This window comes from Providencia alcalifaciens DSM 30120, assembly GCF_000173415.1.
GTDB lineage: Bacteria > Pseudomonadota > Gammaproteobacteria > Enterobacterales > Enterobacteriaceae > Providencia > Providencia alcalifaciens.
This window is the reverse complement of sequence record NZ_ABXW01000005.1, coordinates 1-25,047: the sequence shown is the minus strand read 5'-3', so window position 1 is coordinate 25,047 and position 25,047 is coordinate 1. Positions and strand designations below refer to the sequence as shown.

Genomic DNA, 25,047 nt, shown 5'->3' with positions numbered 1-25,047 from the left:
TTGGGAAAGGATAATACTATCTAGAATCGGAAGGATTATCGGCCTCATAGCATTTATCGTAATATTCAGTGATTTTACGCAAACGCCGTTTGTTATTCAAAACTCGAATAATAATTAATGTTCCATTTACTAAGGTGCAAATGATCAAGAAAAAACCAGCATTGAACGACAAACATATTCAGATAAAACATCTTCATCCAAGCGCTCATGAATCACCACTTGCAATGTGCCATTCGCATCTGTCGAAATATTCGTAACCACCCCTTCAACATCAAATGGCGTATTAATCAGAATACTAGACAAACGCTTTAGCTCATTCCATCGCTGAACTTGGTTCATTTCGCTTAATGTCGTCACTGGCACTAAATCTACCAATGGAAGGTTTTCATCATTGATCAACAACACACCACCTGGTGGCGGGCTATTCAGTTTGCGGACTTCGGTATCAAGTTCTTTCTTGATAAAATCATATGTGGTGTCTTCAACTAAGTTTTCCAAGGCATCCGCACTTCCTGCACGTAATAAAACATGCGCACCGCTCAATTTACCTGAAGAAGCCTTACTCACCAATACAGGCCAATCATCCGCACTTCCGCCTAAGTTAGACAGTGCGCTTTTGAGTTTAATACAATGGTCTTTTTGTTCACACAATGCATTGGTTTTTAAAACAATTTCTGAAAAATCAAAGATAATATTCATCCCTGATTTCATAATTTCACGCTGTAGTCTTGGGTTAATTCCTGGGGCATCTTTATCTGGATGTAATTGATTTTTCACACTGTTCAGCAAATCAATTGCTCGATTGACAACCTCAGATTGCGGCTCTGTAATCAGATTAATATTATTCCAATACACACCAGAACAATCGAAAGGTACAAACAGCGCTTGGTTTGCATCATTTAAATTAGGCGGGCGATAACACATACCCATACCCTTGGCTAATAAGGTATCTCCCACTCTAATTTTTCGCGATGTTAAATCAGACGGATCGACAACAGTGACTTTTTTGGCGCCCTCAAGCCACGCAAAACCTAACTTAACGGGTAAACTGATCGACTGATAAGAGAACACTAACACTAAAACACACAATGCACTGAAAAACATCAGTATATTCTTTTTAAAGCGTTTATAAGGGTAATAACGTTCCTCTTCATGAATAGAGAGGCAGCGACCGTATTTTAAAACTTCGCCCGTCGAATAGAGATCGATATTCGTGGGATGACCGAGTTCATATTTTAGGTAGGGAAGCCAATACGTTGGGTAGTGTAAATCTACCCCCCCAATCGAAATCGTTGATGAATATTTTTTGTCTAATTCTCCGTACAGTTCCCACCGTTTAGCCTGCCCATAGATGCATTGCACATCTTGATAGGGTTTAGGAAAAAGACGTAATCGAAATAACAAAAATACCCCGATAAGAAATACCACAGCCGTGAATGTGACTCCCCACCCATGAAAAATAGGAATAGAGATAATCGTTAGGTAACCAATAAAAAAGCTGAGACTGACAACGATGGCGCCTAACCATCCTGAAGAGTTGTGTAACCGATGCTCCTCTTTGCTTTCCTTACGCATTTTCAGCAGTTGGATGGTGTTAGGTTCACCTTCATGAATAGCTGCTTCAGGTTGAGTGCGTTGGTCTTCTAACGGTGTTTCCCACTCATAGTTAAATTCTTTCAAAGAGTGGTTATTGAGCCCCACAATTAAAGGCAAATGATCCGTTTCCACAATTTCCATGACATTTTGTCGTTGTAAAAACGGTTCTAATTGAGAAGGCAACTGCACTTCAATCGTATCAATAAAATAACGCCAACCTTGACCTTGCTCTTGGCGTAAATTGAATCGTGTAACAGCATTACAGATGGTTGCAACGGTAGCATTTTTTTTGATTTGCCGTGCAGGCTGAGAAGGCGAATGAAGATTCTTTGAGGCGCTGTGATTAAGGTACTGGGTAATAGTCTGGAAATCAGACTCAATCATTTTTTTGAACGCGGGTGTCGCTAGAGAGGGTATTTGATAGACACTCGAACGCCGTCCCCGCCGAAAAAACAGAACGGAAACCATTATAATTAGGCTAGCGATGATCAAAGCCAGTATAATGACGGTGTTTAGCATTTTTTTCTCAACAGAATTGCCTACCTGAAAAGCATAGCAACACAATGCCAATCACTATATAAGCCAATTCCTATTCTCTTCTATTTTTTGTTTTATTTTACAATATGTTGTAAATAAAATATTTTACTTATTAATCCGTGTGATTTTCATAAGTAGATTATACTAACAGCATTTTATCCACCCTATAATCTCTATCATTTTTTTTTGATATGCGTCATAGTTAAAGACAATGTAAGCTTGCCCTCATGGATCCCATTCATCTGATTCGGAAATTGTTATGACAGAGTTAAAAAAACCAAAAATCCTGAATATTCAAGACATTGCTCAATCTAAATTATTCAGTATCCAATCTGTTGATCTCGAATTCAGTAATGGTGAAAAACGTGTTTATGAAAGAATGCGCCCAGCAAAACGTGAAGCGGTTCTTATTGTTCCAATTATTGATGACCATCTTATCTTGATCCGTGAATACGCCGTTGGTATCGAAAACTATGAGTTAGGTTTTCCAAAAGGAGCAGTTGACCCTGGTGAAGCCCCTCTCGATGCTGCTCAACGCGAACTCAAAGAAGAAATCGGTTATGGAGCTCGCCAGATTACACCTCTGGCAAAACTCACCATGTCTCCATCGTACTTTTCCAGCAAGATGAACATACTTATCGCTAACGACCTATTTAGCGAAAAACTTGAGGGTGACGAGCCAGAGCCTCTGCAACAGGTCAGATGGCCAATTGCACGTATGATGGAGCTCCTCGATCATCCGGACTTCAATGAAGCCCGCAATATCAGCGCCCTGTTCTACGTTGAACGCTACCTAAAAAATCACGCTAAATAACCGCTCACATATTTCCTCTTAAACAATTGCACCCCATGCCAAACGGCAATGGGGTGCAGTGTATTTGCCTATCAGACAACGGGTTAAAATAGCTCTTGGCTCGCTCCACTTTCCGTTGAAATTATCGTACCCACTTCTTGAACTGCGCGCTCTTTTGGTTCCGTGCCCTCAATGAAGTACTCATTACGAGAAGGTCCGCCTGATGACAGTTTGCCAGTACGGGTATCGATAGAGACAGAAATGACCCCTTTTGGCGGCTGCATAACTTTCACAGGGACACCGTCAAGAGCTGCTTTCATAAAATCATCCCAAATCGGCTGAGCGCTTTTCGCACCAGCTTCACCGCCACTGATCCCCGTACGACCTAATGTGCGCTTGTTATCATCAAAGCCAATCCATGCGGAAGCCACGATATCAGGACCATAACCGGAGAACCACGCATCTTTTGAACTATTCGTGGTACCCGTTTTTCCGCCGATATCCCGACGACCACCGAGGTCGCGACCCGCTCGCCAACCCGTACCCGACCAACCTGGTTCCCCATAAATATTAGTCACCATGGCATCACGAATTAAGAACGCCAGCGGTGTACTGATAACGTGCGGGGCATACTTGTCTTCTGGGCTAAGCTGTTCAGCGGTTGTAGAGAGCGCCATAGTCGGCTCTTGATTCACCGCGCTGCTCTGCGACTGGGTAACTTCTTCCGTCGTGTCATCGCCTTCAGAATCGCTCAGCGCAATCGTACGGGCTGTATCACCATAAATCACCGGAATATCTGTACACTCAGGGCAAGCAATTTTAGGCTTGGCTTCGAAAATCACTTCACCATTATGATTCTCAATTTTTAAAATGTAGTAAGGGTCAATAAGGTATCCGCCGTTTACCATCACCGCATAACCTCGCACCATTTGCATTGGTGTAAATGATGGCGCACCGAGGGCTAATGCTTCAGTACGGTTGATGTTCTCTTTCGGGAAACCAAAACGGAGTAAATAATCCGCAGCATAGTCAACCCCCATCGCACGCATCGCACGTACCATCACCACGTTTTTCGACTGACCTAAGCCTTGACGCAAGCGGATAGGACCATCGTAGCGTGGCGGTGAGTTTTTCGGGCGCCAGTCTGAACCAGCTCCCGCATCCCAGCGGCTAATCGGTACATCGTTAAGTAACGAAGCAAGCGTTAAGCCTTTATCCATTGCAGCGGTATACAAGAATGGCTTAATGTTTGAACCCACTTGGCGCAATGATTGCGTCACGCGGTTAAATTCACTCATATTGAAGTCAAAACCACCCACAAGAGCGATCACCGCACCATCATTTGGATTCAACGCAACAAACGCCGCATTGACATCAGGAACTTGCGCTAACCACCAGCTATCTTTTACCTGACGAACCCAAATTTGTTCACCAGGCTGTACCACTTTATTCACCGCAGATGGTGTGCCACCTTGCTGAGTATCTGAAATAAATTTACGCGCCCAGCGAACTCCTGCCAGTGTGATTTGAATTTCAGAGCCATCGGCCAGCATCACGTTAGCATCGCTATTCGTAGCTGCGGTGACCACCGCAGGAATGAGAGAACCGTAATTGGGTAACTTTTTCAGTTTTTCTATGATTTGTTCTTTATCCCACGCGGTTTGGCTTCCGCTCCAGAGCACTTCAGCAGGTCCGCGATAACCATGGCGAATATCGTAATCTATCAAATTATTACGTACCGCTTCTGTTGCCGCTAACTGGTCTTTACGCACAACCGTGGTATACACCTTGTAGCCATCGGTATAAGCATCTTCACCATATTTTTCATACATGGTTTGACGTGCCATTTCCGCTAAATAAGGCGCTGAAAAATCCACTTTAGGTGCATGATAAGAAGCAACAATTTTCTCACTCTTCGCTTGTTCATACTGGTCTTGCGTAATGTATTTCTCTTCTAACATTCGCATCAGCACGACGTTACGACGGTTTACCGCGCGTTCATAAGAATAAAGTGGGTTAAATGTTGATGGCGCTTTTGGCAAACCAGCAATCATCGCCATTTCACTCAGCGTCAATTCATTTACGGTTTTACCAAAATAAACATAAGCGGCTGCCCCCACCCCATAGGCTCGGTTACCTAAATAAATTTTATTTAGGTACAGCTCCATAATTTCATCTTTGGTAAACAATTGTTCAATACGAATTGCCAGAAATGCCTCTTTGGCTTTACGCATTAGCGTTTTTTCTGGACTTAAATAGAAATTTCTCGCCAGCTGCTGAGTAATTGTACTCGCGCCTTGGGATGCATGACCCGATGAGGCCATCACAGTCACCGCGCGGAAAATACCAATTGGGTCAATGCCATGGTGCTCATAGAAACGGCTATCTTCAGTGGCAATAAACGCATGCACCAACATCGGAGGAATGTCAGCTAATGGTAATGGAATACGACGTTTCTCACCATATTGGGCGATCAGTTCATTATCTGCACTGAATACCTGCATTGGCGTTTGCAGACGAATGTCTTTCATTGTTGCAACGTCAGGTAGCTCACCTTCGACATATTTATACATGCCATAAATCGAGGCGCTTCCCAAAAAAATGCAACAGAAAACCAGAATTAAAAAATATTTTACGAACTTCACCGAAGAATTCCCATACGCAACTGACAGGCGGGTTTAGATATCACTGCCGCATAGTATAAAGCTTATACAGCCCAATAGAAAACGTAATTTAATTGCTAATGATAAGGATATTATGTATGTATTCACCAAAATGGCACATAGGAATTGAGCTATCGCAACACCACATCCAATTAGTCGCTGTGAAAAAACATCGCAAATTCTGGTCGTTATGTGAATGTTGGCAACAAGAGATACCTTTTGACAGCTCATTACACGTACTTGACGAATACCGAGTAATTCTACGCAATATTTTGCGCCAATGGCGTCAGAAATTACCTAAAAACTGTTCCGTTTCGATTGCATTACCCTCACTACGCTCACTTAAGAAACAACTCTCGCTTCCCAACCAAATGAGCTTACAGCAACCTGAACTTAACTGGTATTTACGCGCTCAAATTGACCAACTCTTCCCGATGCAAGCACAAGAGCTGACAGTAGATTATCGGATCATTGGGCAACAAGTTTACTTTCATGCCGCTCGCCAATCTGATATTACCTTTTGGCAAAATTTATTACAGGAAACGGGTTACCATCTGGTTGCTATCGATATTGCACCGATTGCGCTGCGCTATCTTGCAAAATATGCACAATTACCCGATGAGTGCTGGATTGTTTATTATCGCCAAAATGAGTGGCTCTGGTCAGGACCCGTCAGCCAACCTGCAAACTATAACCATATTCAAAATAGTCAATTAACACATATCCATCAAATTCAGCCCTTATTGACCGATAATCCCGATGCACTAGCATTACCAATTTACTGTATTAGCGATCAACATATTCCAGATGCACAAAAACAATGGGATTTACTGCAAGCTTTTCACCACTACCCCATCAAGTTACCTCATCAATTAGGAAGTTTTGTGATTGCGGCCGGACTCGCATTACGCCATGGGGACCGTTGATATGCACCAAGTTAATTTTCTCCCTTGGCGCATGAATCAACTCATTCATCAACGCCGCTATTTTTTTATCATCATCTTCACGAGCTGCATGACAACTGCCACTATTTTTGGTTATTTAGTGGGTTTGCTTCTGCTAGATATTTCACAAAACCACTATCGCCTTGCTGCTCATCAGCAACATCAACAACGCACTGAGCAGCTAAAAATACAGTTACAAACACAGCAACAGCAATTAGAAAAGCTCACTCTTCGGCAAATCCAACGTCGAACTTATACTCAACACAATCAATCTCTACTTGATTTATTAACCTCACTGTCCAATTTAACGCCCCCTAAAAGCTGGTTATCTTCCTTCCAGCTACAAGCGGGACATCTAGAAGTCAACGCACTTAGTTATCGTTTTGAAGATCTTAATGTGCTTTTGGCTCAATTTAGCCAAACGCCACAGGTTAGCAATGTGCAGCTACGCAAACTACGGCGAGTTGATACCCTACATCAGTTACATTTAATTGCTGATTATCAAGGGGTTTCGAATGAATAGCAGTCTGGATAAGCAGAAAGATCAGCACGTTGAATATGGGCGCTTTTGGTATCGACCACGGTGGCAGCAGTATCTTGTACTGCCTTTGACTCTGGCTACACTGCTTGCTAGCGGCTATATTTTTATTTGGAAAGATAAGCAAAATCAATTAGCAAACTTACGGCAAGATAATGTCGTTTTCGCACATAAAAACCAAGAAAGTAGCCAGTTTTTCGCCCAAAATCCGACACGCTTTTGGATAGAACAAGAAATGGCTTCATTGGATTTCGATGAAGAAACCATTCCCGACTCCCAATACCTCGTTCTTCATTTACAACGGCTAGTTTCTCACGCTAACGTGGTTTTAAATCAGCTTCAGCCAACGGATCCAACGAATTCTCATTACCAACTTGAGATCCAAGGAAAATTTAAGGATCTCCTTGAATTCATGCGCTCACTCATGATCTTTCTACCTCAGCCGCACTGGCAATTCTCTAACGTTATCTTCACCACGAAAAACCAGATACTCACAGCCCATTTATCTCTCTCATTTATCAAGGATGAACAACAGCACAATGAGCAACACTAATTTTTTCACTATTCTGTTAACGCTATGCATAACACTTTCGGGATATGCTCAATCCCCCCGAGATCCCTTTGAGCCAATCCTGCCGACATTGGAAGATACGCAACTTTTAGATGCCATCATCCCACCTAAAGCAGAGATCACACTGACAGAAAAAATATTTCCGCTCGTCTCTATCGATGCCAACAGCACTTACCAACAAATTACTCAGCCAAATATGCACCTACTTTCAAGTAACGGTAAGGCTCATGTCGATACCATCACCAACAGTTTAATCATCACGGATACCCAAGAACGCTTCGCATTAATTGAAACATGGCTAACGCAAAAAGATATTCCCCAGCAACAAGTGCAAATCACGGCTCACATAATTAGTAGCTCACGTACAGCCTTGCAAGCACTGGGGTTAGAGTGGGGAGTCCACAATGATTCAGCAACGGATGGGCATCATAGTCGTTATAACCGATACAGTAGCCAGTCGGGGCAAATGGCGTTAAATGTTTTACGACTTGGAGAGGGATTACTCGAAATGAAGCTCAATGCCTTAGAAAAAGAGAATTTACTGTCTATTATTGCGAGCCCACGCTTAGTTGCCTCCCATAAGAATCCCGCAAGCATTCAACAAGGGAGCGAAATTCCTTATGTCACCACTTCAGAGAAAAAAAGCCACGTACAATTTAAAGATGCGGTATTGGGTATGGAAGTGACCCCGACAATTTCTCGTAATGACAACGTCGAAATGGTATTAAAAATCAGCCATAACTCCCCAGATACTGCCTTAACAACCAATCCTAATCAGCATTTAGCCATTAATAAGCAAGAGATAGCGACCTCAGTCACCATCAAAAATAACAACACATTAATTCTTGGCGGTATTTTTCAGCAAAAGCAGGAAAAAACAGATTCAGGGGTCCCTTTTCTGTCACAAATCCCATTATTAGGAAACTTATTTATCAATAAGACACAACATGTTGATAAACGTGTTTTAGTGGTATTTATTACACCAAAACTTATTAATATTTAGCGTAAAAAATAACACTCATACATTCAATTAGTTGAATGTTCAAAGCATCAAAGTGCCGTGAAATTATTACTTTTTGTGCCATAAACCTACCGGATAAATTTGACGCTGAGGTCGTTTTAGCATACAAGGTTATCCATTGAGTGTTCTAACTATCGGTAGATGAAAGAACAAACTATCAGCCGCTTATAAAATAGCTACATAAATTTTACTTTATAATTAACAGGTTAGATTATTTTCACGGACTAATCGACCTGTTAATAAGCTCACTAAACAGTGCATAATGTAATGTAGACGGCTCAAATATATAGAAACCCGCAACGAAGAATATGGCACTTTGTTTTCTAAGTGCCATATTTATATAGTTGCAATTCAGGTTGATGTATTGAGATAATTTTCTTATCTGATCTCACATCATCACTTATGAGGTTTCAGTTTAGGTCCCGCCGCTAATTCGATTGGCGGGGCGGGTGATCATTAACGAATAATCGTAGTAATACCAAAAAACATGGCAGAGAAACGCAATATCTTTCTGGTTGGACCAATGGGAGCCGGAAAAAGCACTATTGGTCGTCAGTTAGCTCAACAGCTTAATATGGAGTTTTTTGACTCCGATCACGAGATTGAAAAACGCACTGGCGCAGATGTAGGTTGGGTATTCGACCTAGAAGGTGAAGAAGGCTTTCGCGATCGCGAAGAAAAAGTCATCAATGAACTCACCGAAAAACAAGGCATTGTCTTAGCGACAGGTGGTGGCTCTGTTAAATCCAAAGAGACACGTAACCGCTTGTCTGCTCGTGGGGTTGTCGTGTATCTCGAAACCACCATTGAGAAGCAATTATCCCGCACGCAGCGCGATAAAAAACGTCCTCTATTACAAGTGGATGAACCTGCTCGCGAAGTTTTAGAGAAATTAGCTGATGAACGCAATCCTATGTATGAAGAAATAGCAGATATTACTATTCATACAGATGAGCAAAGCGCCAAAGTTGTTGCTAACCAAATCATTGAACTGTTAGAAAAAAACTAATTTTTATACATCAAAAGTCATGAATTCAAGGTAAAGCAAGATGGAAAAAGTCACTGTTACGCTGGATGAACGCAGTTATCCAATCAATATTGCACCCAGTTTATATCAACAGCAGGATGCATTTTGGCCACTAACTGCAGGCCAGCGAGCAATGATAGTGACGAACGAAACCCTCGCCCCACTTTATCTGCATAAGATCCAAACTGTTCTTGAAGCCTCAGGCGTAAAAGTTGATTCCATCATCCTGCCTGATGGCGAACAGTATAAATCTTTATTCATCATGAATGATGTTTTTACCGCATTACTCGAAAAGCACCATAACCGAGATACAACCCTCATCGCCTTAGGTGGGGGAGTTATCGGTGACTTAACTGGATTCGCAGCAGCGAGCTATCAACGAGGCGTACGTTTTATTCAAGTGCCCACAACATTACTTTCCCAAGTAGACTCTTCGGTGGGTGGAAAAACAGCTGTTAACCATCCGTTAGGGAAAAATATGATCGGGGCATTTTACCAGCCGGCTTCCGTGGTCATTGACCTTGATTGTTTAAAAACCTTACCTAAGCGTGAGCTCTCTTCAGGTCTAGCTGAAGTTATCAAATACGGCATCATTCTTGATGGTGAGTTTTTTAGCTGGCTCGAAGAAAACATTGATGCGTTAATGGCGCTGGATAACCAAGCCATGGCGTACTGCATTCGCCGTTGTTGTGAATTGAAAGCACAAGTTGTTGCCGCTGATGAAAAAGAAACTAGTGGGCTGCGAGCATTATTGAATTTAGGGCACACATTTGGTCATGCGATTGAAGCCGAAATGGGCTACGGCGTATGGCTTCATGGTGAAGCTGTTGCCGCAGGGATGGTCATGGCCGCGAAAACCGCTGAACTTATCGGTCAATTTACGCCAGAGCAAACTGGTCGTGTCATCGCCCTGTTAAAACGCGCAGAACTTCCAGTCACCGGACCAGCAAAAATGCAGCCCGATGACTATTTACCTCACATGATGCGAGATAAAAAAGTCATGGGAGGCAAATTGCATCTTATCCTTCCAACCACAATTGGTCATTCAGAAATGCGTTCCGATGTGGATGCCTCAACGGTTACTGCCGCCATTTCGGCTTGCATACCATAAAAATCACCGAACTAAGTAAAAAGCATTAATTAGCTCCTGAATATTTTTAGGGGTTTTAAAATGTTACTGGCAGATATCCACTAAAGCCGTTAAATTATAACGCTATGCCTAGCACCTATAACGAATCACAAACAAGATAGTCGCAGTCTCATTGAAATTGGAATGAAATTGCTAAACAATCTATTCTTTAAATGTGAGCAGAAGCAACTGCTTAGTCGTGAACAGGTCGTAATGATAAGAGACATTTTATCTCTACTACAGGCGAACTAATTTCGGGAGAGGAAAATGGACGAATTTAAACCAGATAATCAGCCTCAAGTGCAAAATGATTTAAGGCCTGATACATCAGATAGACCAACCGGACGCTCGCGCCCTGCTGCTGCGGCTAAGCCAAAAATCGCGTTATCACGTCAACACATCATGATTGGTGTAGGCGTTTTAGTGCTATTGCTGCTGATAATTGCCATCAGTTCTGCATTGAAAGCACCAACAGAACACGAGAAATTACAAACAGATAGTGCTAACCAACGTAATATTGATTTATCAGGTTCTTCATCACTAACGAATTCAAATACCCAAACTCCAACGCAACCACAAACAGGTCAAGCGCAAGAGTTAAATGGTCAGCAAATCAACCCAATGCCAACGCAAGCCGACACTCAGACACAACAAAATGGTCTTGGTGAGCGTATTGAAATTCCTGGTGATGTTGCCGATGCTCTCAGTCAAGGTCAAAGCCTGCCATCTGACGGCACTACCACGCCACCACAAAACGTGACTCCATTGACGCAACCGCAAGTTAAACCTGTGGAAAAACAGCCAACAGTGAAACCTGTCACACCAGAAAAAACTCAGCCTAAAACGACTAAGCCGGTTGAACAAAAACAGCCTGCCCAGCCAAAAACAACCACGAAATCGACTACTAGCACAAGCTCAAATAGTCATGCAGCTGCACCATCTGGTAGCTATACATTACAATTAAGTAGCGCAAGTCGTTCAGATACACTGGAAGCTTTCGCAAAAGAGAATAAACTTGCTAACTATCAAGTGTATAAAACCATTCGTAATGGACAAACTTGGTATGTTTTAATCCACGGAAACTACAGCTCAGTGAACGAAGCAAAAAATGCAATTGCGACCTTACCTGCCGCAGTGCAAGCGAAGAAACCGTGGGTGCGTAATATGAAACAAGTTAAACAGGATCAAAAATAACAACGTTTTTCCCCGGGCGCATTATGTTGTCCTGAAAGAGCCGCCAAGTGGCGGCTCTAAACGATTGTAATAATAAGACGGCATGAAAAAGAAACGCGCTTTTTTAAAATGGGCTGGGGGTAAATACCCTCTTGTGGATGAGATCAAAAAACACCTTCCACAAGGTAATTGCTTAATAGAACCTTTTGTTGGTGCAGGATCGGTGTTTTTAAATACTAACTACGATTCATATGTACTGGCAGACATAAACAGTGATCTCATCAACCTCTACAATACGGTTAAATATCGCTCTGAGGCTTTTATTGAAGAAGCTCAGCGGCTGTTCACACCTGAATTTAATACTTCAGAACAGTATTATTTAATGCGTAAAACATTTAACCAATCAGATGACCCTGCTAAACGCAGTATTCTCTTTTTGTATCTTAATCGCCATTGTTATAACGGACTATGCCGTTACAACTTACGAGGGGAATTCAATGTCCCTTTTGGGCGCTATAAAAAACCGTATTTTCCAAAAGACGAGCTCTTGTGGTTTGCAGAAAAAGCCCAGAAAGCCACGTTTGTAACACAGTCTTACAGCAAAACATTACTCGACGCCCCAATGGGCTCAGTGATTTACTGTGATCCGCCTTACGCTCCGCTATCTGAAACTGCGAATTTTACGGCATATCACACCAACTCATTTAGTGCTCAAGAACAACAAAATCTCGCTTTGTTAGCACATAAGCTATCATCTGAGCGCGAGATCCCAGTTCTTATCTCAAATCATGAGACCCCGATGACCCGAGAGTGGTATCATCAGGCACAATTACATATCGTTAAAGTACGTCGCACCATTAGTAGAAATATTTTGAACCGTGCCAAAGTCAACGAGCTTTTGGCTTTATATGCGGGAGCATCTAAAAAATAATAGGTGCTGTCAGATAACGACGAATAATCGGAGACAATTATGAAAGATTTTCTCATTGCCCCATCTATTTTATCTGCTGACTTTGCACGTTTAGGCGAAGATACCGCCAAAGTTCTTGCTGCAGGCGCAGACATTATCCATTTTGATGTCATGGATAACCACTACGTGCCGAACCTCACGTTCGGTGCGCCAATCTGCAAAGCGCTACGCAATTACGGTATCACCGCGCCAATTGATGTTCATTTAATGGTTAAACCTGTCGACCGTATCATCCCTGACTTTGCAAAAGCGGGAGCAACTCACATTAGCTTCCACCCAGAAGCCAGCGAACACATCGATAGAACGCTACAACTCATCAAAGAGAATGGTTGCACCGCAGGTCTGGTATTTAACCCAGCAACCCCGCTAAGCTATCTGGATTATGTGATGGATAAAGTCGATATGATCCTACTGATGTCGGTTAACCCAGGATTTGGTGGTCAATCTTTTATTCCACAAACCCTGAATAAATTGCGCCAAGTTCGTAAACTAATTGATGAAAGTGGTTATGATATTCGCTTAGAGGTCGATGGTGGTGTGAAGGTGAATAACATTGCAGAAATTGCCGCAGCAGGTGCAGACACCTTCGTTGCTGGCTCCGCAATTTTTGACCAGTCCGATTATAAAAAAGTCATCGATGAAATGCGCCAAGAATTAAAAAAGGTATCTCAATGACACATGCGGTTTTAGAAAGTATTAAAGCAATTGCGTTTGATTTAGATGGCACCCTCGTTGATAGCGCCGGCGGTTTAGCGGACGCCATCGATAAAACGCTGGAAGAACTTAACCTGCCACCAGCAGGTAAAGAGCGCGTCTCCATCTGGGTAGGCAACGGCGCCGATATGCTCGTCGAGCGCGCGCTAAAATGGGCGGGAATGACGGTTACTCCAGAGCGACAAAAGCAAGCTCGTATACGCTTCGATGAACACTATGCAACAACCGTTAATACCGGCAGCCAGCTGTTTCCTGAAGTCAAAGAGACCCTCGAAACGATTGCAAAACACAATATGCCAATGGCCATTGTGACCAACAAACCGACCCCGTTTGTGGCGCCACTATTAGAAAAATTGGGTATTGATAGCTACTTTTCATTAGTGCTTGGTGGTGACGATGTTGTGAAAACTAAACCACACCCAGCGCCACTCTATTTAACAATGGGTCAGTTCGGTTTACGCAAAGAAGAATTGCTTTTTGTCGGCGATTCCCGTAATGATATTATCGCAGCCCACAATGCTGGCTGCCCAAGCGTAGGGCTAACCTACGGCTACAACTATGGTGAATCAATCGCAATTACCGAGCCCGACTACGTGTTAAGCCACTTTTCTGAGCTACTTTCCGTTATTGATTTAGCAAAATAAAATCCCCAATAATTCGAGCTACCCATTCACTACGTCGCTCGAAACCTAAAAGGGTATAAAAAAATACTACAAGGACATACAAAGAAATGAGTACACCCACTGAGAAATCTAAACAACCCCATAAACCTATTGTATTCAGCGGCGCACAGCCTTCCGGTGAATTAACCATCGGTAACTACATGGGTGCGTTACGTCAGTGGGTTAAGATGCAAGATGATTTTGACTGCATTTACTGTATCGTTGACCAGCACGCCATTACCGTTCGCCAAGACCCAACTGAACTGCGTAAAAGAACTCTCGATACATTAGCGCTCTACTTAGCTTGTGGTATTGATCCGAAGAAAAGCACCATTTTCGTTCAATCTCATGTACCACAACACGCACAATTAAGCTGGGCATTAAACTGCTACACCTATTTCGGCGAACTCAGCCGTATGACCCAGTTCAAAGACAAATCTGCTCGCCACTCAGAAAACATCAACGCGGGTCTGTTTGACTACCCAGTTCTAATGGCCGCCGATATTCTGGTTTATCAAACTAACCAAGTTCCTGTCGGTATTGACCAGAAACAGCACCTTGAACTGAGCCGCGATATTGCTCAACGCTTCAATGCAATTTACGGTGATATTTTCACCGTACCAGAGCCATTTATCCCAACCGATGGCGGTGCTCGTGTAATGGCATTACAAGAGCCAACGAAGAAGATGTCTAAGTCTGATGACAACCGTAATAACGTCATTGCGCTGTTAGAAGATCCGAAATCGGTGGTGAAGAAAATTAAACGTGCCATGACTGACTCTGAAGAGCCACCACGTATTTGCTACGATGTTGAAAATAAAGCAGGGGTTTCTAACCTATTAGACATCCTTGCAGGTGTGACAGGCAAAAGTGTGAAAACACTGGAAGCTGAGTTTGAAGGCCAAATGTACGGTCATCTGAAAGGCGCTGTTGCTGAAGCAGTTTCTGACATGCTAACGAACTTACAAGCGCGCTACCATGAGTTCCGTAACAACGAAGCGTTACTGAACCAAATTATGGATGAAGGTGCTACCAAAGCAGCAGCTCGCGCCCAAGAAACCTTAGATAAGGTTTACGATGCAATCGGCTTTGTAAAACGTCCACAGCTGTAATCGTACATCGCTATTCAATAGCAAAAAGCCAATAACTCACTCACGGTTAATTGGCTTTTATTTTATCTGTAGTCCACTTACTTCACAGTATACAACTTACCGTCTTTAATCAGCCCCTGCTTTAATAGCTCGCCATCCTGTCCGCGCTCTTCAAGAACACCTTCGGCGGCCCCATTCACAAAACTCGTTTTAAGATGCAGATTATTTTTCGGTGTATCGTAGTAGGATTTATAATCGCCGTTTAGCCTGTCATTGCTATATCCCATCTCAGTATCTAAATTCCCATTAGGATGGTAAGACTTAATGACGCCATCTACTTTGCAATCTTTTATCGGAATAAACATTTTTGGCTGACCGTTTTTATAATAAACCGTAATGCTCTTATCTAAGCAGTTGTTTTTCACCCACGATTTAAACTGAATGGCACCATTTCCATAACGTTCGATATAGTCCCCATCCGGCGCCCCTTCAGGAATGTTCAGCTCTGGCATTCTCAAGCTTTCTAGCTCTTTAAACTCTTCTAACTGGATGCCATTGTTATCATACTGAGGTGCGGGTTGAGAAAGGCATCCAGATAACATAAAGGCAATAGAAAATGCCATAGCGATATTAATAGTTTTCATAACAATCCTTTTAACGGAATCACGGGTTCACACGGAGACATCATACCTATTTAGTATTCCTGATCGTTCATGTTTAAGATGAATAAATGAAGAGGAACGCTCCGATTTTGGCTAATCCGAAGCATACTAGAAACCCACATTCAACTCACTTATCAATGCTTTGATTGTTCTATTTTCAGAACAATCAAACCTATTTTTGCCTCTACTCACCCAGCTTTAGCTCTTCTATTATTAGTTCATCGAAATGATGAGTTCATAGAGCTGATCTGTTTATAAAACCAGTTTGGAGTCACACCATGAAAAAGATTATTGGTATTTATCAATCCCCACGTAGCCACTGGGTTGGTGATGGTTTCCCTGTTCGCTCGATGTTTAGCTACAACAATCACGGGAAATACTTGAACCCATTTTTACTGTTGGATAGAGCGGGTCCGCACCCATTCCCTGCATCTGAAGGGGATAATCGTGGTGTTGGCGAGCATCCGCATAAAGGCTTTGAAACCGTCACCATCGTATATGACGGCGAAGTCGCTCACCACGACTCTACGGGTGAAGGTGGCGTGATTGGTCCAGGCGATGTGCAATGGATGACCGCTGCATCAGGAATACTTCATCAAGAATATCAGTCTGATAACTTTATGAAAAATGGCGGAACCTTAGATATGGTGCAACTGTGGGTTAATTTACCCGCTAAAGATAAACTTGCCGCACCGGGATACCAGTTATTGGCGAGCGATACCATTCCAACCATTAGCCTCGCGAATGAAGCAGGTACGTTACGAGTCATTGCCGGTGATTATTTAGGAAACACGGGTGCCGCACGCACATTTACCGCCCTTGATGTGTGGGATCTGCGTTTAAATAAAGGCAAGGTCATAGGGTTACCGACTAAATCAGGTCGTAACGTTGGATTGGTCATGCTCAAAGGCAGTCTCTTTGTGGATGGGCATACCGCATTGAATGAAGGCGAATTGATGATTTTGGATGCTACAGATAGCAATGTGCTGTTAGAAGCCACTACCGATGAGGCTTTAGTGCTACTGCTCAGCGGTGATCCTATCGATGAGCCAGTGGTGGGATATGGTCCATTTGTCATGAATACGAGCCAAGAAATCAATGAAGCAATTAATGATTTCAATAGTGGCAAGTTTGGGCGCATCCCTAATGCCAGCTAATCATAATGTCCTCTGAATTTTCAGAGGACATTATTTTTCTCCTGCCACCATATTTTCCGCTAAGTACGTTAAAAATAGCTGTACTGCGGGTAACAGCCCTTTACGCGATGGGTATACGGCATGAATAATATCTTCAGGAAACTGCCAATGAGGCAGCACCTCAACCAGCTCCCCTCTTTTTAGCTCTTTTTCAACCACGCCCTGTGGCAAACGAGCAATACCTAACCCTTTTACTGCTGCCCGGTACAATGTCAAAATATCAGTCGTTGCCAATTTTGGGGTCACATGAACCGTCACACTAAGATCATCGCTGTTTTTCAATGAAAGTGTATAACGCTGGGAATGCTCAGTATTGGCGAGAATAGGATAATCCACCAGCTGCTCTGGCGTTGAAGGGTAACCTTTTTCGTTAAATAAGCTTGGGCTTGCAATTAAAATTCGCCGAGAATACCCCAGCACTTTCATCATCAACCCTGAATCATCAAGGGGGAGCGAACGTACTCGCAGCGCTAAATCCAGCCCTTCACTAATGACATCAACAGGACGATTTACCGCGAGAATTTGCACATCGATATCTGGGTATTTCGCCATAAAATCAATCAATGTATCTTGCAAATATACCTGTAATAAAGTCACTGGGCAGGAGAGTTTTATCGTCCCTTTTGGGTGAGTTTGAACTGAACAGATCAGCTCGTGAGCAATATCCGCTTCTTCCACCACATTCTTACATTGCTGATAAAAAACTTGTCCAATTTCAGTTACATGAAATTGCCGAGTTGAGCGGTAAATCAAAGAGACATTTAGTTTTTGTTCTAAGTCTGCAATACGGCGGCTCAACTTGGATTTTGGAATGCCTAACGCTGCACCCGCCTGAGAAAAACCACCATATTCAACAACTTTAACAAAATAGTAGAGGTCATTTAAATCGTACTGCATGCGTTTTCCTCCATTCGAATCTGGCGGGTAAATAATCAGTGACGTCGACCAAATAACCGATGGCTAAATTCTTCAATCTTATGATGCTCTAAGCGATTTTGCATCGTCAGGCTCCAGCTCGCCGATAGCCCCGCAGCTGAGAGCAACCGCTGATACAGTTCTTCGTCATACGGTGCATGGAACGCAATCATGATGGCTTCTTGCAGAGAAACATCACTATTACGGCTAAGGAGCCTCAGAGGCGTCTCTGCGCTTACACTGCCACCTTTGATTACACGATACAACCAGCCACAGCGACCTTCGTCTTGCATGACCTGAGCAAAGTTTTCCACTCCCGTTAATCCATTTAGTTTATAGCAAGGGGAACGGGGTTGAGTGATTTGAATACGTGCATCACCCCAAGCATAGATATCACCGATAAAGACATTTTCTTCAGTCATTCCTTGAGTGGATAAGTTTTCACCAAAAGCAGAAGGAAGGAATAAATCCTCTAATTGTGGGTATCGCTGTCGCCAAAATTCATAATGTTCTTGCGGGTAATGGCATAGCGCTCTATCAGGTCCACCGTGAAAACGCGTTTCTGCTTGTTCATCCCCTTCAATTCCTAAACTATTTAAGGTTAATACCCCATCCGCAGCTCGCTTATGAATAGCACTCACACCACAATGGGCAGTGCTTTGAATGGTACCAATAAAAACTTGAGGATGTATCTGCACGGTTTGGCTCCCTAATGAACCCATCTGAACGAGTTTTCATCATAAAGAATGACCATAGAGATAACAACGTTATCCCCAAGACAAAAACAAAAAACGCGGCTCTGAAGAACCGCGTTAAGCGAAAATTTGATTAATCAAAAATCTTATTTGGTTTTTTCTGCGAAGCGTTTTGCTGCTTCATCCCAGTTCACAACTGACCAGAATGCCTTGATGTAATCTGGACGGCGGTTTTGATATTTCAGGTAATAAGCATGTTCCCAAACATCTAAACCAAGGATTGGATAGCCCGAAGCGCCAGAGATAGCTTCACCCATCAATGGGTTATCTTGGTTTGCAGTGGAGACCACCGCCAACTTACCATCATCTTTTAATACCAGCCATGCCCAACCAGAACCAAAACGGGAAGCCGCTGCTTTTTCAAAAAGGTCTTTAAACGCATCAACGCTGCCAAAATCACGCTCAATCGCGACTTTCAACTCGCCATTCAGTTCTGTGCCTAGTTTTAAGCCTTTCCAGAACAGGCTATGGTTTGAGTGTCCGCCCGCGTTGTTACGTACGAAAGTACGTTGATCGGCAGGAATTTGATCTAATTTTTGAATTAATACATCGATATCTAGACCTGCAAGCTCAGGTAATTTTTCTAATGCTGTGTTGGTGTTATTCACGTAGGTTTGGTGGTGCTTGGTGTGATGGATTTCCATGGTTTGTTTATCAAAATGAGGTTCCAGCGCATCATAAGCATAAGGTAAAGCAGGTAATGTGTAACTCATATTGTTAGCCTCCAGTGACTTCTTTTCTATCTCACAGACTGAATTAGGATTTCAGTAACTGCGTGTTTGTAACCACGCAACCATTATAGTTATTTTAGTGTTAATGAAAATCATTATCATATCCATGTGAATTCTGTGGATTTTTCCATCGGCTATCATCACGAGTTTATTCAGTAACTAATACCACTATAGTTCGTCTTTGTTTTTCTTTAATTCCAATGTTAGTTATATTTTTGAATTTTTATTTCAATCATGGATTTAGCATCAAATGATCATACTGCAAATCCCATTACTATTAATACGTGATCTTCCGCGCAAAAGAAAAACAAAATAACCCGCCATACTTCAGTTAACCGATTTTTGACATACTATTAACATCTGCAAGGAGATAATAATATGACACAAATAACTAAACATCCCGTTCCTGCTAATATTGCTAAAAATGCCCTGATAAACGAACAACAGTATAACGATGAGTACCAACGCTCGATTCAAGACCCCGAAGGATTTTGGGGCGAAAAAGGGAAAATCGTTGATTGGATTAAACCTTACACTCGGGTGAAAAATACTTCATTCGATCCCGGACACGTGAACATTCGCTGGTTTGAAGATGGCACCCTAAACCTGAGTGCCAACTGCTTAGATCGTCACCTCGCCACTCGAGGAGATCAAACCGCTATCATCTGGGAAGGCGATGACCCAACCCAATCAAAAAATATCACTTACCGTGAACTGCACCATGATGTGTGCCAATTCGCAAACGTCCTGAAGAAGCAAGGTATCCGTAAAGGTGATGTCGTCGCTATCTATATGCCAATGGTGGTTGAAGCAGCGGTAGCAATGCTGGCGTGTGCACGTATTGGTGCTATCCATACTGTCATCTTTGCTGGGTTCTCACCTGAAGCTGTTTCTGGGCGTGTTATTGACTGTAAAGCTAAGCTTATCATCACCTCCGATGAAGGCTTGCGTGCCGGTCGAGCCATTCCGTTGAAAAAGAATGTTGATGACGCATTGCAAAATCCACAAGTGACTACGGTCGCCAATGTGATTGTTTATCGCCGTACAGGTAATGCACCAAGCTGGGTTGAAGGTCGTGATCTTTGGTGGCACGACGTTATCCAAGGTGTCAGCGCGGATTGCCCACCGGAAGAGATCAATGCAGAAGATCCGTTGTTTATTCTCTACACTTCCGGCTCAACTGGTAAACCTAAAGGGGTTCTCCATACTACGGGCGGTTATCTGGTCTATGCCACGCTGACATTCAAATACACCTTTGATTATCATGAAAATGAAGTCTACTGGTGTACGGCGGATGTGGGCTGGGTTACGGGTCATAGCTACCTGCTTTATGGACCGCTATCCAATGGTGCAAAAACCTTAATGTTTGAAGGTGTGCCAAACTATCCGGCAGTTAACCGTATGGCACAAGTCGTTGATAAACACCAAGTCAATATTCTTTATACCGCACCAACCGCTATCCGTGCACTGATGGCTGAAGGTGATAAAGCGATTGAAGGTACTCAACGTGATTCTTTACGGATTTTAGGATCGGTCGGTGAGCCTATTAACCCAGAAGCGTGGGAATGGTTCTACAAGAAAATGGGGAACAGCCGTTGCCCTGTTGTGGATACATGGTGGCAAACAGAAACAGGCGGCTTCATGATTACGCCTCTGCCGGGGGCAACTATGTTGAAACCAGGTTCTGCAACACTACCATTCTTTGGTGTTCGTCCTGCATTGGTAGATAACCTTGGTGAGCCTATCGAGGGTGCAACCGAAGGTAACTTAGTCATCGTAGACTCATGGCCAGGTCAAGCACGAACTCTGTTTGGTGATCATGAGCGTTTCGAGCAAACTTATTTCTCCACGTTTAAAGGCATGTACTTTAGTGGTGATGGTGCGCGTCGTGATGAAGATGGCTATTACTGGATCACGGGTCGTGTTGATGACGTACTCAATATCTCAGGTCACCGATTAGGGACAGCGGAAATTGAATCAGCTCTCGTTTCACATCCGAAAGTTGCTGAAGCTGCAGTGGTAGGTATTCCTCACAGTATCAAAGGTCAGGCGATCTACGCCTATGTAACCTTGATCTCTGGCGAAGAACCATCCCCAGAGTTGTACACTGAAGTGCGTAATTGGGTTCGTAAAGAAATTGGCCCGATTGCCACACCAGACGTTTTACATTGGACAGATTCTTTACCGAAAACGCGTTCCGGTAAGATCATGCGCCGTATCCTACGAAAAATTGCATCAGGTGATACCAGTAATTTTGGAGATACTTCCACACTGGCAGATCCAGGTGTTGTCGAAAAACTGCTCGAAGAAAAACAGTCAATGAGTATCTCGTAGCTATATAAATAGTTGTGTAGATAGCTCATGGCACTACAGGTCGCCTACGGGCGACCTAAAATCAATACTCAGCATCACTCAATCAGCAGAAATAGAGTCTGACCGAATACCCAGTTAATTCCTTGGGTAGCCATGTGTCGCCCTAAAATCCGCCTTTTGAGCTATCAGAGTATGCCAATAATACAATAACAGAGGAGAACTCTGATGAATGCTACTGCTTACGAAAAGGTCGAGGCGAACCCTCTCTTTCAAGAATTAGTGAGAAAACGTAGTCGCTTTTCATGGTTGTTATCTGCAATAACGTTAGTTCTGTATGTTGGTTTTATCTTTCTTATCGCGTTTGATCCAAGCTGGCTAGGTACCCCAATTGCTGAAGGTTCCTACATCACCCGCGGTATTCCTGTGGGTGTTGGGCTGATTGTAATCTCGTTTATCTTAACGGGTTTGTATGTCATCCGTGCTAACAGTGAATTTGACCGCTTAACCGCCGAAATCTTAAAAGAGGTAGAAAAATGAAAGTCTTGCTCTCGCTTATTCTGTTTTTCACCTCATCAATGGCGCTCGCTGATGCCCTGACAGGCAATGTTGAGCGTCAACCTGTCAATATTCAAGCAATCGTGATGTTCTTACTGTTTGTTGGCTTTACGCTCTACATCACTTACTGGGCTTCAAAAAGAACTCGCTCTCGCTCTGATTACTATACCGCTGGCGGAAAAATTACAGGTTTCCAAAATGGAATGGCGATTGCGGGTGACTTTATGTCCGCAGCCTCATTCTTGGGGATCTCCGCACTGGTTTATACTTCAGGATACGATGGGCTTATCTACTCCATCGGTTTTTTAATTGGCTGGCCAATTATTCTGTTCTTAATTGCCGAGCGCTTACGAAATTTAGGTCGCTATACTTTCGCGGATGTGGCTTCATATCGATTACAACAAAGACCTATCCGCATTCTGTCTGCAATGGGTTCCTTGGTGGTTGTGGCGCTGTACCTAATCGCTCAGATGGTTGGGGCAGGAAAGCTGATTGAGTTATTATTTGGGCTTAACTACCACATTGCTGTCGTGATTGTTGGGATATTGATGGTGCTGTATGTGCTATTCGGCGGGATGCTCGCAACCACATGGGTACAGATAATCAAAGCCATTTTACTACTAGCAGGTGCAACCTTCATGGCGGTTATGGTCATGAAACATGTCGGCTTCAACTTCAATACGTTATTTAAAGAAGCCGTTGAAGTACATAAAAATGGTATCGCCATTATGAGCCCCGGAGGACTGGTTTCTGACCCAATATCCGCCTTGTCTCTTGGGTTAGCCTTGATGTTCGGTACAGCAGGTTTACCTCACATCATCATGCGCTTCTTCACCGTTAGTGACGCAAAAGAAGCACGCAAGAGCGTATTCTACGCGACTGGATTCATCGGTTACTTCTACATTCTGACATTTATCATCGGTTTCGGGGCTATCGTTCTGGTTAGCTCAAACCCTGACTTTAAAGATGCCGCTGGCGCTTTAATCGGTGGAACCAACATGGCAGCGGTACACCTCGCTGATGCCGTCGGTGGAAACTTCTTCCTTGGGTTTATCTCTGCGGTTGCTTTTGCCACTATTCTCGCGGTTGTTGCTGGTTTAACGTTGGCGGGTGCGTCTGCGGTTTCCCACGACCTGTATGCGATGGCGATTAAAAATGGTAAAGCCGATGAGCGCGATGAATTGCGCGTATCAAAAATTACCGTGGTGATCCTCGGTTTTGTAGCGATTGGGTTAGGGATTTTGTTCGAGAAACAAAATATTGCCTTCATGGTTGGCTTGGCCTTCTCTATCGCGGCAAGCTGTAACTTCCCAATTATCTTGCTATCAATGTATTGGAGCAAGTTAACCACTCGGGGTGCGCTTGCAGGTGGTTGGTTAGGCTTGATTACCGCAGTCGTACTCATGATCTTAGGCCCAACAATCTGGGTGACTATTCTTCATCATGAAAAACCAATTTACCCTTATGAATACCCTGCATTCTTCTCATTAATTGTCGCATTCTTTGCTTCATGGTTATTCTCAGTTACCGACCATTCAGAAAGAGGCAAAATGGAAAGAGCACGTTTCAAAGAGCAGTTTGTACGCTCGCAAATTGGCTTAGGTATCGAGCAAGGCAAATCTCACTAGTTTCTCCTCTGAAAACAAAAAAGCGACTCCAATGAGTCGCTTTTCTTTTGTATAAATCAACTTATTAAATAGCAGCCCGTTTTTCTATTGATAACCAATCCTCTATCAAAGAATAAAAATCTTGTGGCTGACTTTGCTTTGCAGACATCAGTTTTTGATATTCAACTTTATCTTTAGGCGTATAGCGGGAAAGTAACTGTTCAAGCGTAGGGCGTTTATCTACAAATTTAATACCGACTTTAAACGTCTTATATAAACCTGCTGCAATCCCAAGACTTAAAGCAACAACAGCGATAATTGCTATCGCGTTATTCTCTAATCCTAAATGGTTTTTTATCATAACTAGCAACGAGAAAGGTACAAAAAACATCACTAAAAGTGAAAGAATGATGGCACCATCTTGCCCATTGTTAAACTCGTTTTCTTGCTGTTTATTGACAGAAATAATCTGCTCTAAAATCTGGCTATTCGTACTTTTCATTTTATTCATATAACCCACCCGTTTGATGAATATTCATCTATGTAGTTACTAGATTTAACAACCTAATATCTTAATTGCTTAAAAATAACCATTTTTAATAGTATAAGAAGAATAAAATGAAACATCAATTTAACAATATTTACCTATTATATTTTACATCGATAAATAACGAAGACTGATCTAAACAAAAAATAAAGTATAAATAACAAGTTGGATGTTCAAATGATAATCAATTAGTTTCAATAAACGATTATTAATTTTAATCAATTATAAGAATAGTGGTTTTTGCTGGTTTTTTATAGCTGGGATCACAGTGACTTTTCATGATAATGGGCCCCCCGAAAAATAAGCTGGCTCTCTTCCATTTGAGTGCCCCATGACT

23 protein-coding genes are annotated in these 25,047 nt (G+C 42.8%); 16 read left to right on the top strand and 7 right to left on the bottom strand.

What is annotated here, in order from left to right:
* Positions 1-144: 144 nt before the first annotated feature.
* Positions 145-2,064, bottom strand: a complete 1,920-nt coding sequence (locus PROVALCAL_RS02195) for an IgaA/UmoB family intracellular growth attenuator (protein WP_243441087.1) — start codon at positions 2,062-2,064, stop codon at positions 145-147.
* Positions 2,065-2,392: 328 nt separating this feature from the next.
* On the opposite strand from PROVALCAL_RS02195, the gene nudE reads away from it, so the two are divergent.
* Positions 2,393-2,947 carry an ADP compounds hydrolase NudE gene (gene nudE, locus PROVALCAL_RS02190; protein WP_006657440.1) on the top strand — a complete coding sequence of 185 codons (555 nt, stop codon included), beginning with the start codon at positions 2,393-2,395 and terminating at the stop codon, positions 2,945-2,947.
* A gap of 83 nt (positions 2,948-3,030) precedes the next feature.
* On the opposite strand, the gene mrcA is transcribed toward nudE, so the two are convergent.
* Positions 3,031-5,571, bottom strand: a complete 2,541-nt coding sequence (mrcA, locus tag PROVALCAL_RS02185) for a peptidoglycan glycosyltransferase/peptidoglycan DD-transpeptidase MrcA (protein ID WP_036974276.1) — start codon at positions 5,569-5,571, stop codon at positions 3,031-3,033.
* A gap of 116 nt (positions 5,572-5,687) precedes the next feature.
* On the opposite strand from mrcA, the gene pilM reads away from it, so the two are divergent.
* The 11 genes from pilM (at position 5,688) to trpS (ending at position 15,450) form a co-directional block, all read left to right on the top strand.
* Positions 5,688-6,515 (top strand): pilus assembly protein PilM, encoded by an 828-nt coding sequence (gene pilM / locus PROVALCAL_RS02180; RefSeq protein WP_006657438.1) that lies wholly within the window; start codon positions 5,688-5,690, stop codon positions 6,513-6,515.
* 1 nt (position 6,516) lies between these two features.
* The gene (locus tag PROVALCAL_RS02175; protein ID WP_006663511.1) at positions 6,517-7,056 is read left to right on the top strand and encodes a PilN domain-containing protein; all 540 of its coding nucleotides are present in this window, start codon (positions 6,517-6,519) and stop codon (positions 7,054-7,056) included.
* Positions 7,049-7,624 (top strand): hypothetical protein, encoded by a 576-nt coding sequence (locus tag PROVALCAL_RS02170; protein ID WP_006657436.1) that lies wholly within the window; start codon positions 7,049-7,051, stop codon positions 7,622-7,624. Before PROVALCAL_RS02175 ends, PROVALCAL_RS02170 begins: the two co-directional genes overlap by 8 nt.
* Complete coding sequence (locus tag PROVALCAL_RS02165; RefSeq protein WP_006657435.1) at positions 7,611-8,645, top strand: transporter; 1,035 nt, start codon at positions 7,611-7,613, stop codon at positions 8,643-8,645. The genes PROVALCAL_RS02170 and PROVALCAL_RS02165 overlap by 14 nt, the downstream gene beginning before the upstream one ends.
* Positions 8,646-9,150: 505 nt before the next feature.
* On the top strand, positions 9,151-9,672 hold the full coding sequence (gene aroK, locus PROVALCAL_RS02160) for a shikimate kinase AroK (RefSeq protein ID WP_006657434.1): 522 nt from the start codon (positions 9,151-9,153) through the stop codon (positions 9,670-9,672).
* A 40-nt stretch (positions 9,673-9,712) separates the two neighbouring features.
* The gene (gene aroB / locus PROVALCAL_RS02155) at positions 9,713-10,801 is read left to right on the top strand and encodes a 3-dehydroquinate synthase (protein WP_006657433.1); all 1,089 of its coding nucleotides are present in this window, start codon (positions 9,713-9,715) and stop codon (positions 10,799-10,801) included.
* A gap of 285 nt (positions 10,802-11,086) precedes the next feature.
* Positions 11,087-12,013 carry an SPOR domain-containing protein gene (locus PROVALCAL_RS02150; protein WP_006657432.1) on the top strand — a complete coding sequence of 309 codons (927 nt, stop codon included), beginning with the start codon at positions 11,087-11,089 and terminating at the stop codon, positions 12,011-12,013.
* Between the two features lie 82 nt (positions 12,014-12,095).
* Complete coding sequence (gene dam / locus PROVALCAL_RS02145) at positions 12,096-12,923, top strand: adenine-specific DNA-methyltransferase (protein ID WP_006657431.1); 828 nt, start codon at positions 12,096-12,098, stop codon at positions 12,921-12,923.
* A gap of 39 nt (positions 12,924-12,962) precedes the next feature.
* Positions 12,963-13,637: a ribulose-phosphate 3-epimerase gene (gene rpe / locus PROVALCAL_RS02140; protein ID WP_006657430.1), complete on the top strand. Its 675-nt coding sequence runs from the start codon at positions 12,963-12,965 to the stop codon at positions 13,635-13,637.
* Positions 13,634-14,320, top strand: a complete 687-nt coding sequence (locus tag PROVALCAL_RS02135) for a phosphoglycolate phosphatase (protein WP_006657429.1) — start codon at positions 13,634-13,636, stop codon at positions 14,318-14,320. The genes rpe and PROVALCAL_RS02135 overlap by 4 nt, the downstream gene beginning before the upstream one ends.
* Before the next feature lie 86 nt (positions 14,321-14,406).
* On the top strand, positions 14,407-15,450 hold the full coding sequence (gene trpS, locus PROVALCAL_RS02130; RefSeq protein WP_006657428.1) for a tryptophan--tRNA ligase: 1,044 nt from the start codon (positions 14,407-14,409) through the stop codon (positions 15,448-15,450).
* A 77-nt stretch (positions 15,451-15,527) separates the two neighbouring features.
* Here the strand turns inward: trpS and PROVALCAL_RS02125 are convergent, their stop codons facing one another.
* On the bottom strand, positions 15,528-16,073 hold the full coding sequence (locus tag PROVALCAL_RS02125) for a toxin-antitoxin system YwqK family antitoxin (RefSeq protein WP_006657427.1): 546 nt from the start codon (positions 16,071-16,073) through the stop codon (positions 15,528-15,530).
* Between the two features lie 296 nt (positions 16,074-16,369).
* On the opposite strand from PROVALCAL_RS02125, the gene PROVALCAL_RS02120 reads away from it, so the two are divergent.
* Complete coding sequence (locus tag PROVALCAL_RS02120) at positions 16,370-17,248, top strand: pirin family protein (protein ID WP_006657426.1); 879 nt, start codon at positions 16,370-16,372, stop codon at positions 17,246-17,248.
* Positions 17,249-17,278: 30 nt separating this feature from the next.
* Here the strand turns inward: PROVALCAL_RS02120 and PROVALCAL_RS02115 are convergent, their stop codons facing one another.
* The 3 genes from PROVALCAL_RS02115 to sodA all read right to left on the bottom strand — a co-directional run bounded on the left by PROVALCAL_RS02115 (position 17,279) and on the right by sodA (position 19,670).
* On the bottom strand, positions 17,279-18,184 hold the full coding sequence (locus tag PROVALCAL_RS02115) for a LysR substrate-binding domain-containing protein (RefSeq protein ID WP_006657425.1): 906 nt from the start codon (positions 18,182-18,184) through the stop codon (positions 17,279-17,281).
* Positions 18,185-18,219: 35 nt separating this feature from the next.
* A complete protein-coding gene (yiiM, locus tag PROVALCAL_RS02110) occupies positions 18,220-18,900 on the bottom strand; it encodes a 6-hydroxyaminopurine reductase (RefSeq protein WP_036960018.1) in 681 nt (226 codons plus the stop codon).
* Positions 18,901-19,043: 143 nt separating this feature from the next.
* A complete protein-coding gene (gene sodA / locus PROVALCAL_RS02105) occupies positions 19,044-19,670 on the bottom strand; it encodes a superoxide dismutase [Mn] (RefSeq protein ID WP_006657422.1) in 627 nt (208 codons plus the stop codon).
* Between the two features lie 396 nt (positions 19,671-20,066).
* Between sodA and acs the strand changes: the two genes are divergently transcribed.
* From acs to actP, 3 genes are all read left to right on the top strand, one after another.
* Positions 20,067-22,022 (top strand): acetate--CoA ligase, encoded by a 1,956-nt coding sequence (acs, locus tag PROVALCAL_RS02100; protein WP_006657421.1) that lies wholly within the window; start codon positions 20,067-20,069, stop codon positions 22,020-22,022.
* Between the two features lie 204 nt (positions 22,023-22,226).
* A complete protein-coding gene (locus tag PROVALCAL_RS02095; RefSeq protein WP_006657420.1) occupies positions 22,227-22,538 on the top strand; it encodes a DUF485 domain-containing protein in 312 nt (103 codons plus the stop codon).
* Entirely contained in the window at positions 22,535-24,184 is a 1,650-nt protein-coding gene (actP, locus tag PROVALCAL_RS02090; RefSeq protein ID WP_006657419.1) for a cation/acetate symporter ActP, read from the top strand. The genes PROVALCAL_RS02095 and actP overlap by 4 nt, the downstream gene beginning before the upstream one ends.
* A 64-nt stretch (positions 24,185-24,248) precedes the next feature.
* Here the strand turns inward: actP and PROVALCAL_RS02085 are convergent, their stop codons facing one another.
* Complete coding sequence (locus tag PROVALCAL_RS02085) at positions 24,249-24,674, bottom strand: hypothetical protein (RefSeq protein ID WP_006657418.1); 426 nt, start codon at positions 24,672-24,674, stop codon at positions 24,249-24,251.
* Positions 24,675-25,047 lie beyond the last annotated feature (373 nt).

Bases quoted from the DNA above. Each gene is read 5' to 3' on its own strand.
- PROVALCAL_RS02195 (WP_243441087.1), bottom strand. From the start codon at position 2,064: ATGGTTTCCGTTCTGTTTTTTCGGCGGGGACGGCGTTCGAGTGTCTAT.
- nudE (WP_006657440.1), top strand. From the start codon at position 2,393: ATGACAGAGTTAAAAAAACCAAAAATCCTGAATATTCAAGACATTGCT.
- pilM (WP_006657438.1), top strand. From the start codon at position 5,688: ATGTATTCACCAAAATGGCACATAGGAATTGAGCTATCGCAACACCAC.
- PROVALCAL_RS02175 (WP_006663511.1), top strand. From the start codon at position 6,517: ATGCACCAAGTTAATTTTCTCCCTTGGCGCATGAATCAACTCATTCAT.
- PROVALCAL_RS02170 (WP_006657436.1), top strand. From the start codon at position 7,049: ATGAATAGCAGTCTGGATAAGCAGAAAGATCAGCACGTTGAATATGGG.
- PROVALCAL_RS02165 (WP_006657435.1), top strand. From the start codon at position 7,611: ATGAGCAACACTAATTTTTTCACTATTCTGTTAACGCTATGCATAACA.
- aroK (WP_006657434.1), top strand. From the start codon at position 9,151: ATGGCAGAGAAACGCAATATCTTTCTGGTTGGACCAATGGGAGCCGGA.
- aroB (WP_006657433.1), top strand. From the start codon at position 9,713: ATGGAAAAAGTCACTGTTACGCTGGATGAACGCAGTTATCCAATCAAT.
- PROVALCAL_RS02150 (WP_006657432.1), top strand. From the start codon at position 11,087: ATGGACGAATTTAAACCAGATAATCAGCCTCAAGTGCAAAATGATTTA.
- dam (WP_006657431.1), top strand. From the start codon at position 12,096: ATGAAAAAGAAACGCGCTTTTTTAAAATGGGCTGGGGGTAAATACCCT.
- rpe (WP_006657430.1), top strand. From the start codon at position 12,963: ATGAAAGATTTTCTCATTGCCCCATCTATTTTATCTGCTGACTTTGCA.
- PROVALCAL_RS02135 (WP_006657429.1), top strand. From the start codon at position 13,634: ATGACACATGCGGTTTTAGAAAGTATTAAAGCAATTGCGTTTGATTTA.
- trpS (WP_006657428.1), top strand. From the start codon at position 14,407: ATGAGTACACCCACTGAGAAATCTAAACAACCCCATAAACCTATTGTA.
- PROVALCAL_RS02125 (WP_006657427.1), bottom strand. From the start codon at position 16,073: ATGAAAACTATTAATATCGCTATGGCATTTTCTATTGCCTTTATGTTA.
- PROVALCAL_RS02120 (WP_006657426.1), top strand. From the start codon at position 16,370: ATGAAAAAGATTATTGGTATTTATCAATCCCCACGTAGCCACTGGGTT.
- PROVALCAL_RS02115 (WP_006657425.1), bottom strand. From the start codon at position 18,184: ATGCAGTACGATTTAAATGACCTCTACTATTTTGTTAAAGTTGTTGAA.
- sodA (WP_006657422.1), bottom strand. From the start codon at position 19,670: ATGAGTTACACATTACCTGCTTTACCTTATGCTTATGATGCGCTGGAA.
- acs (WP_006657421.1), top strand. From the start codon at position 20,067: ATGACACAAATAACTAAACATCCCGTTCCTGCTAATATTGCTAAAAAT.
- PROVALCAL_RS02095 (WP_006657420.1), top strand. From the start codon at position 22,227: ATGAATGCTACTGCTTACGAAAAGGTCGAGGCGAACCCTCTCTTTCAA.
- actP (WP_006657419.1), top strand. From the start codon at position 22,535: ATGAAAGTCTTGCTCTCGCTTATTCTGTTTTTCACCTCATCAATGGCG.
- PROVALCAL_RS02085 (WP_006657418.1), bottom strand. From the start codon at position 24,674: ATGAATAAAATGAAAAGTACGAATAGCCAGATTTTAGAGCAGATTATT.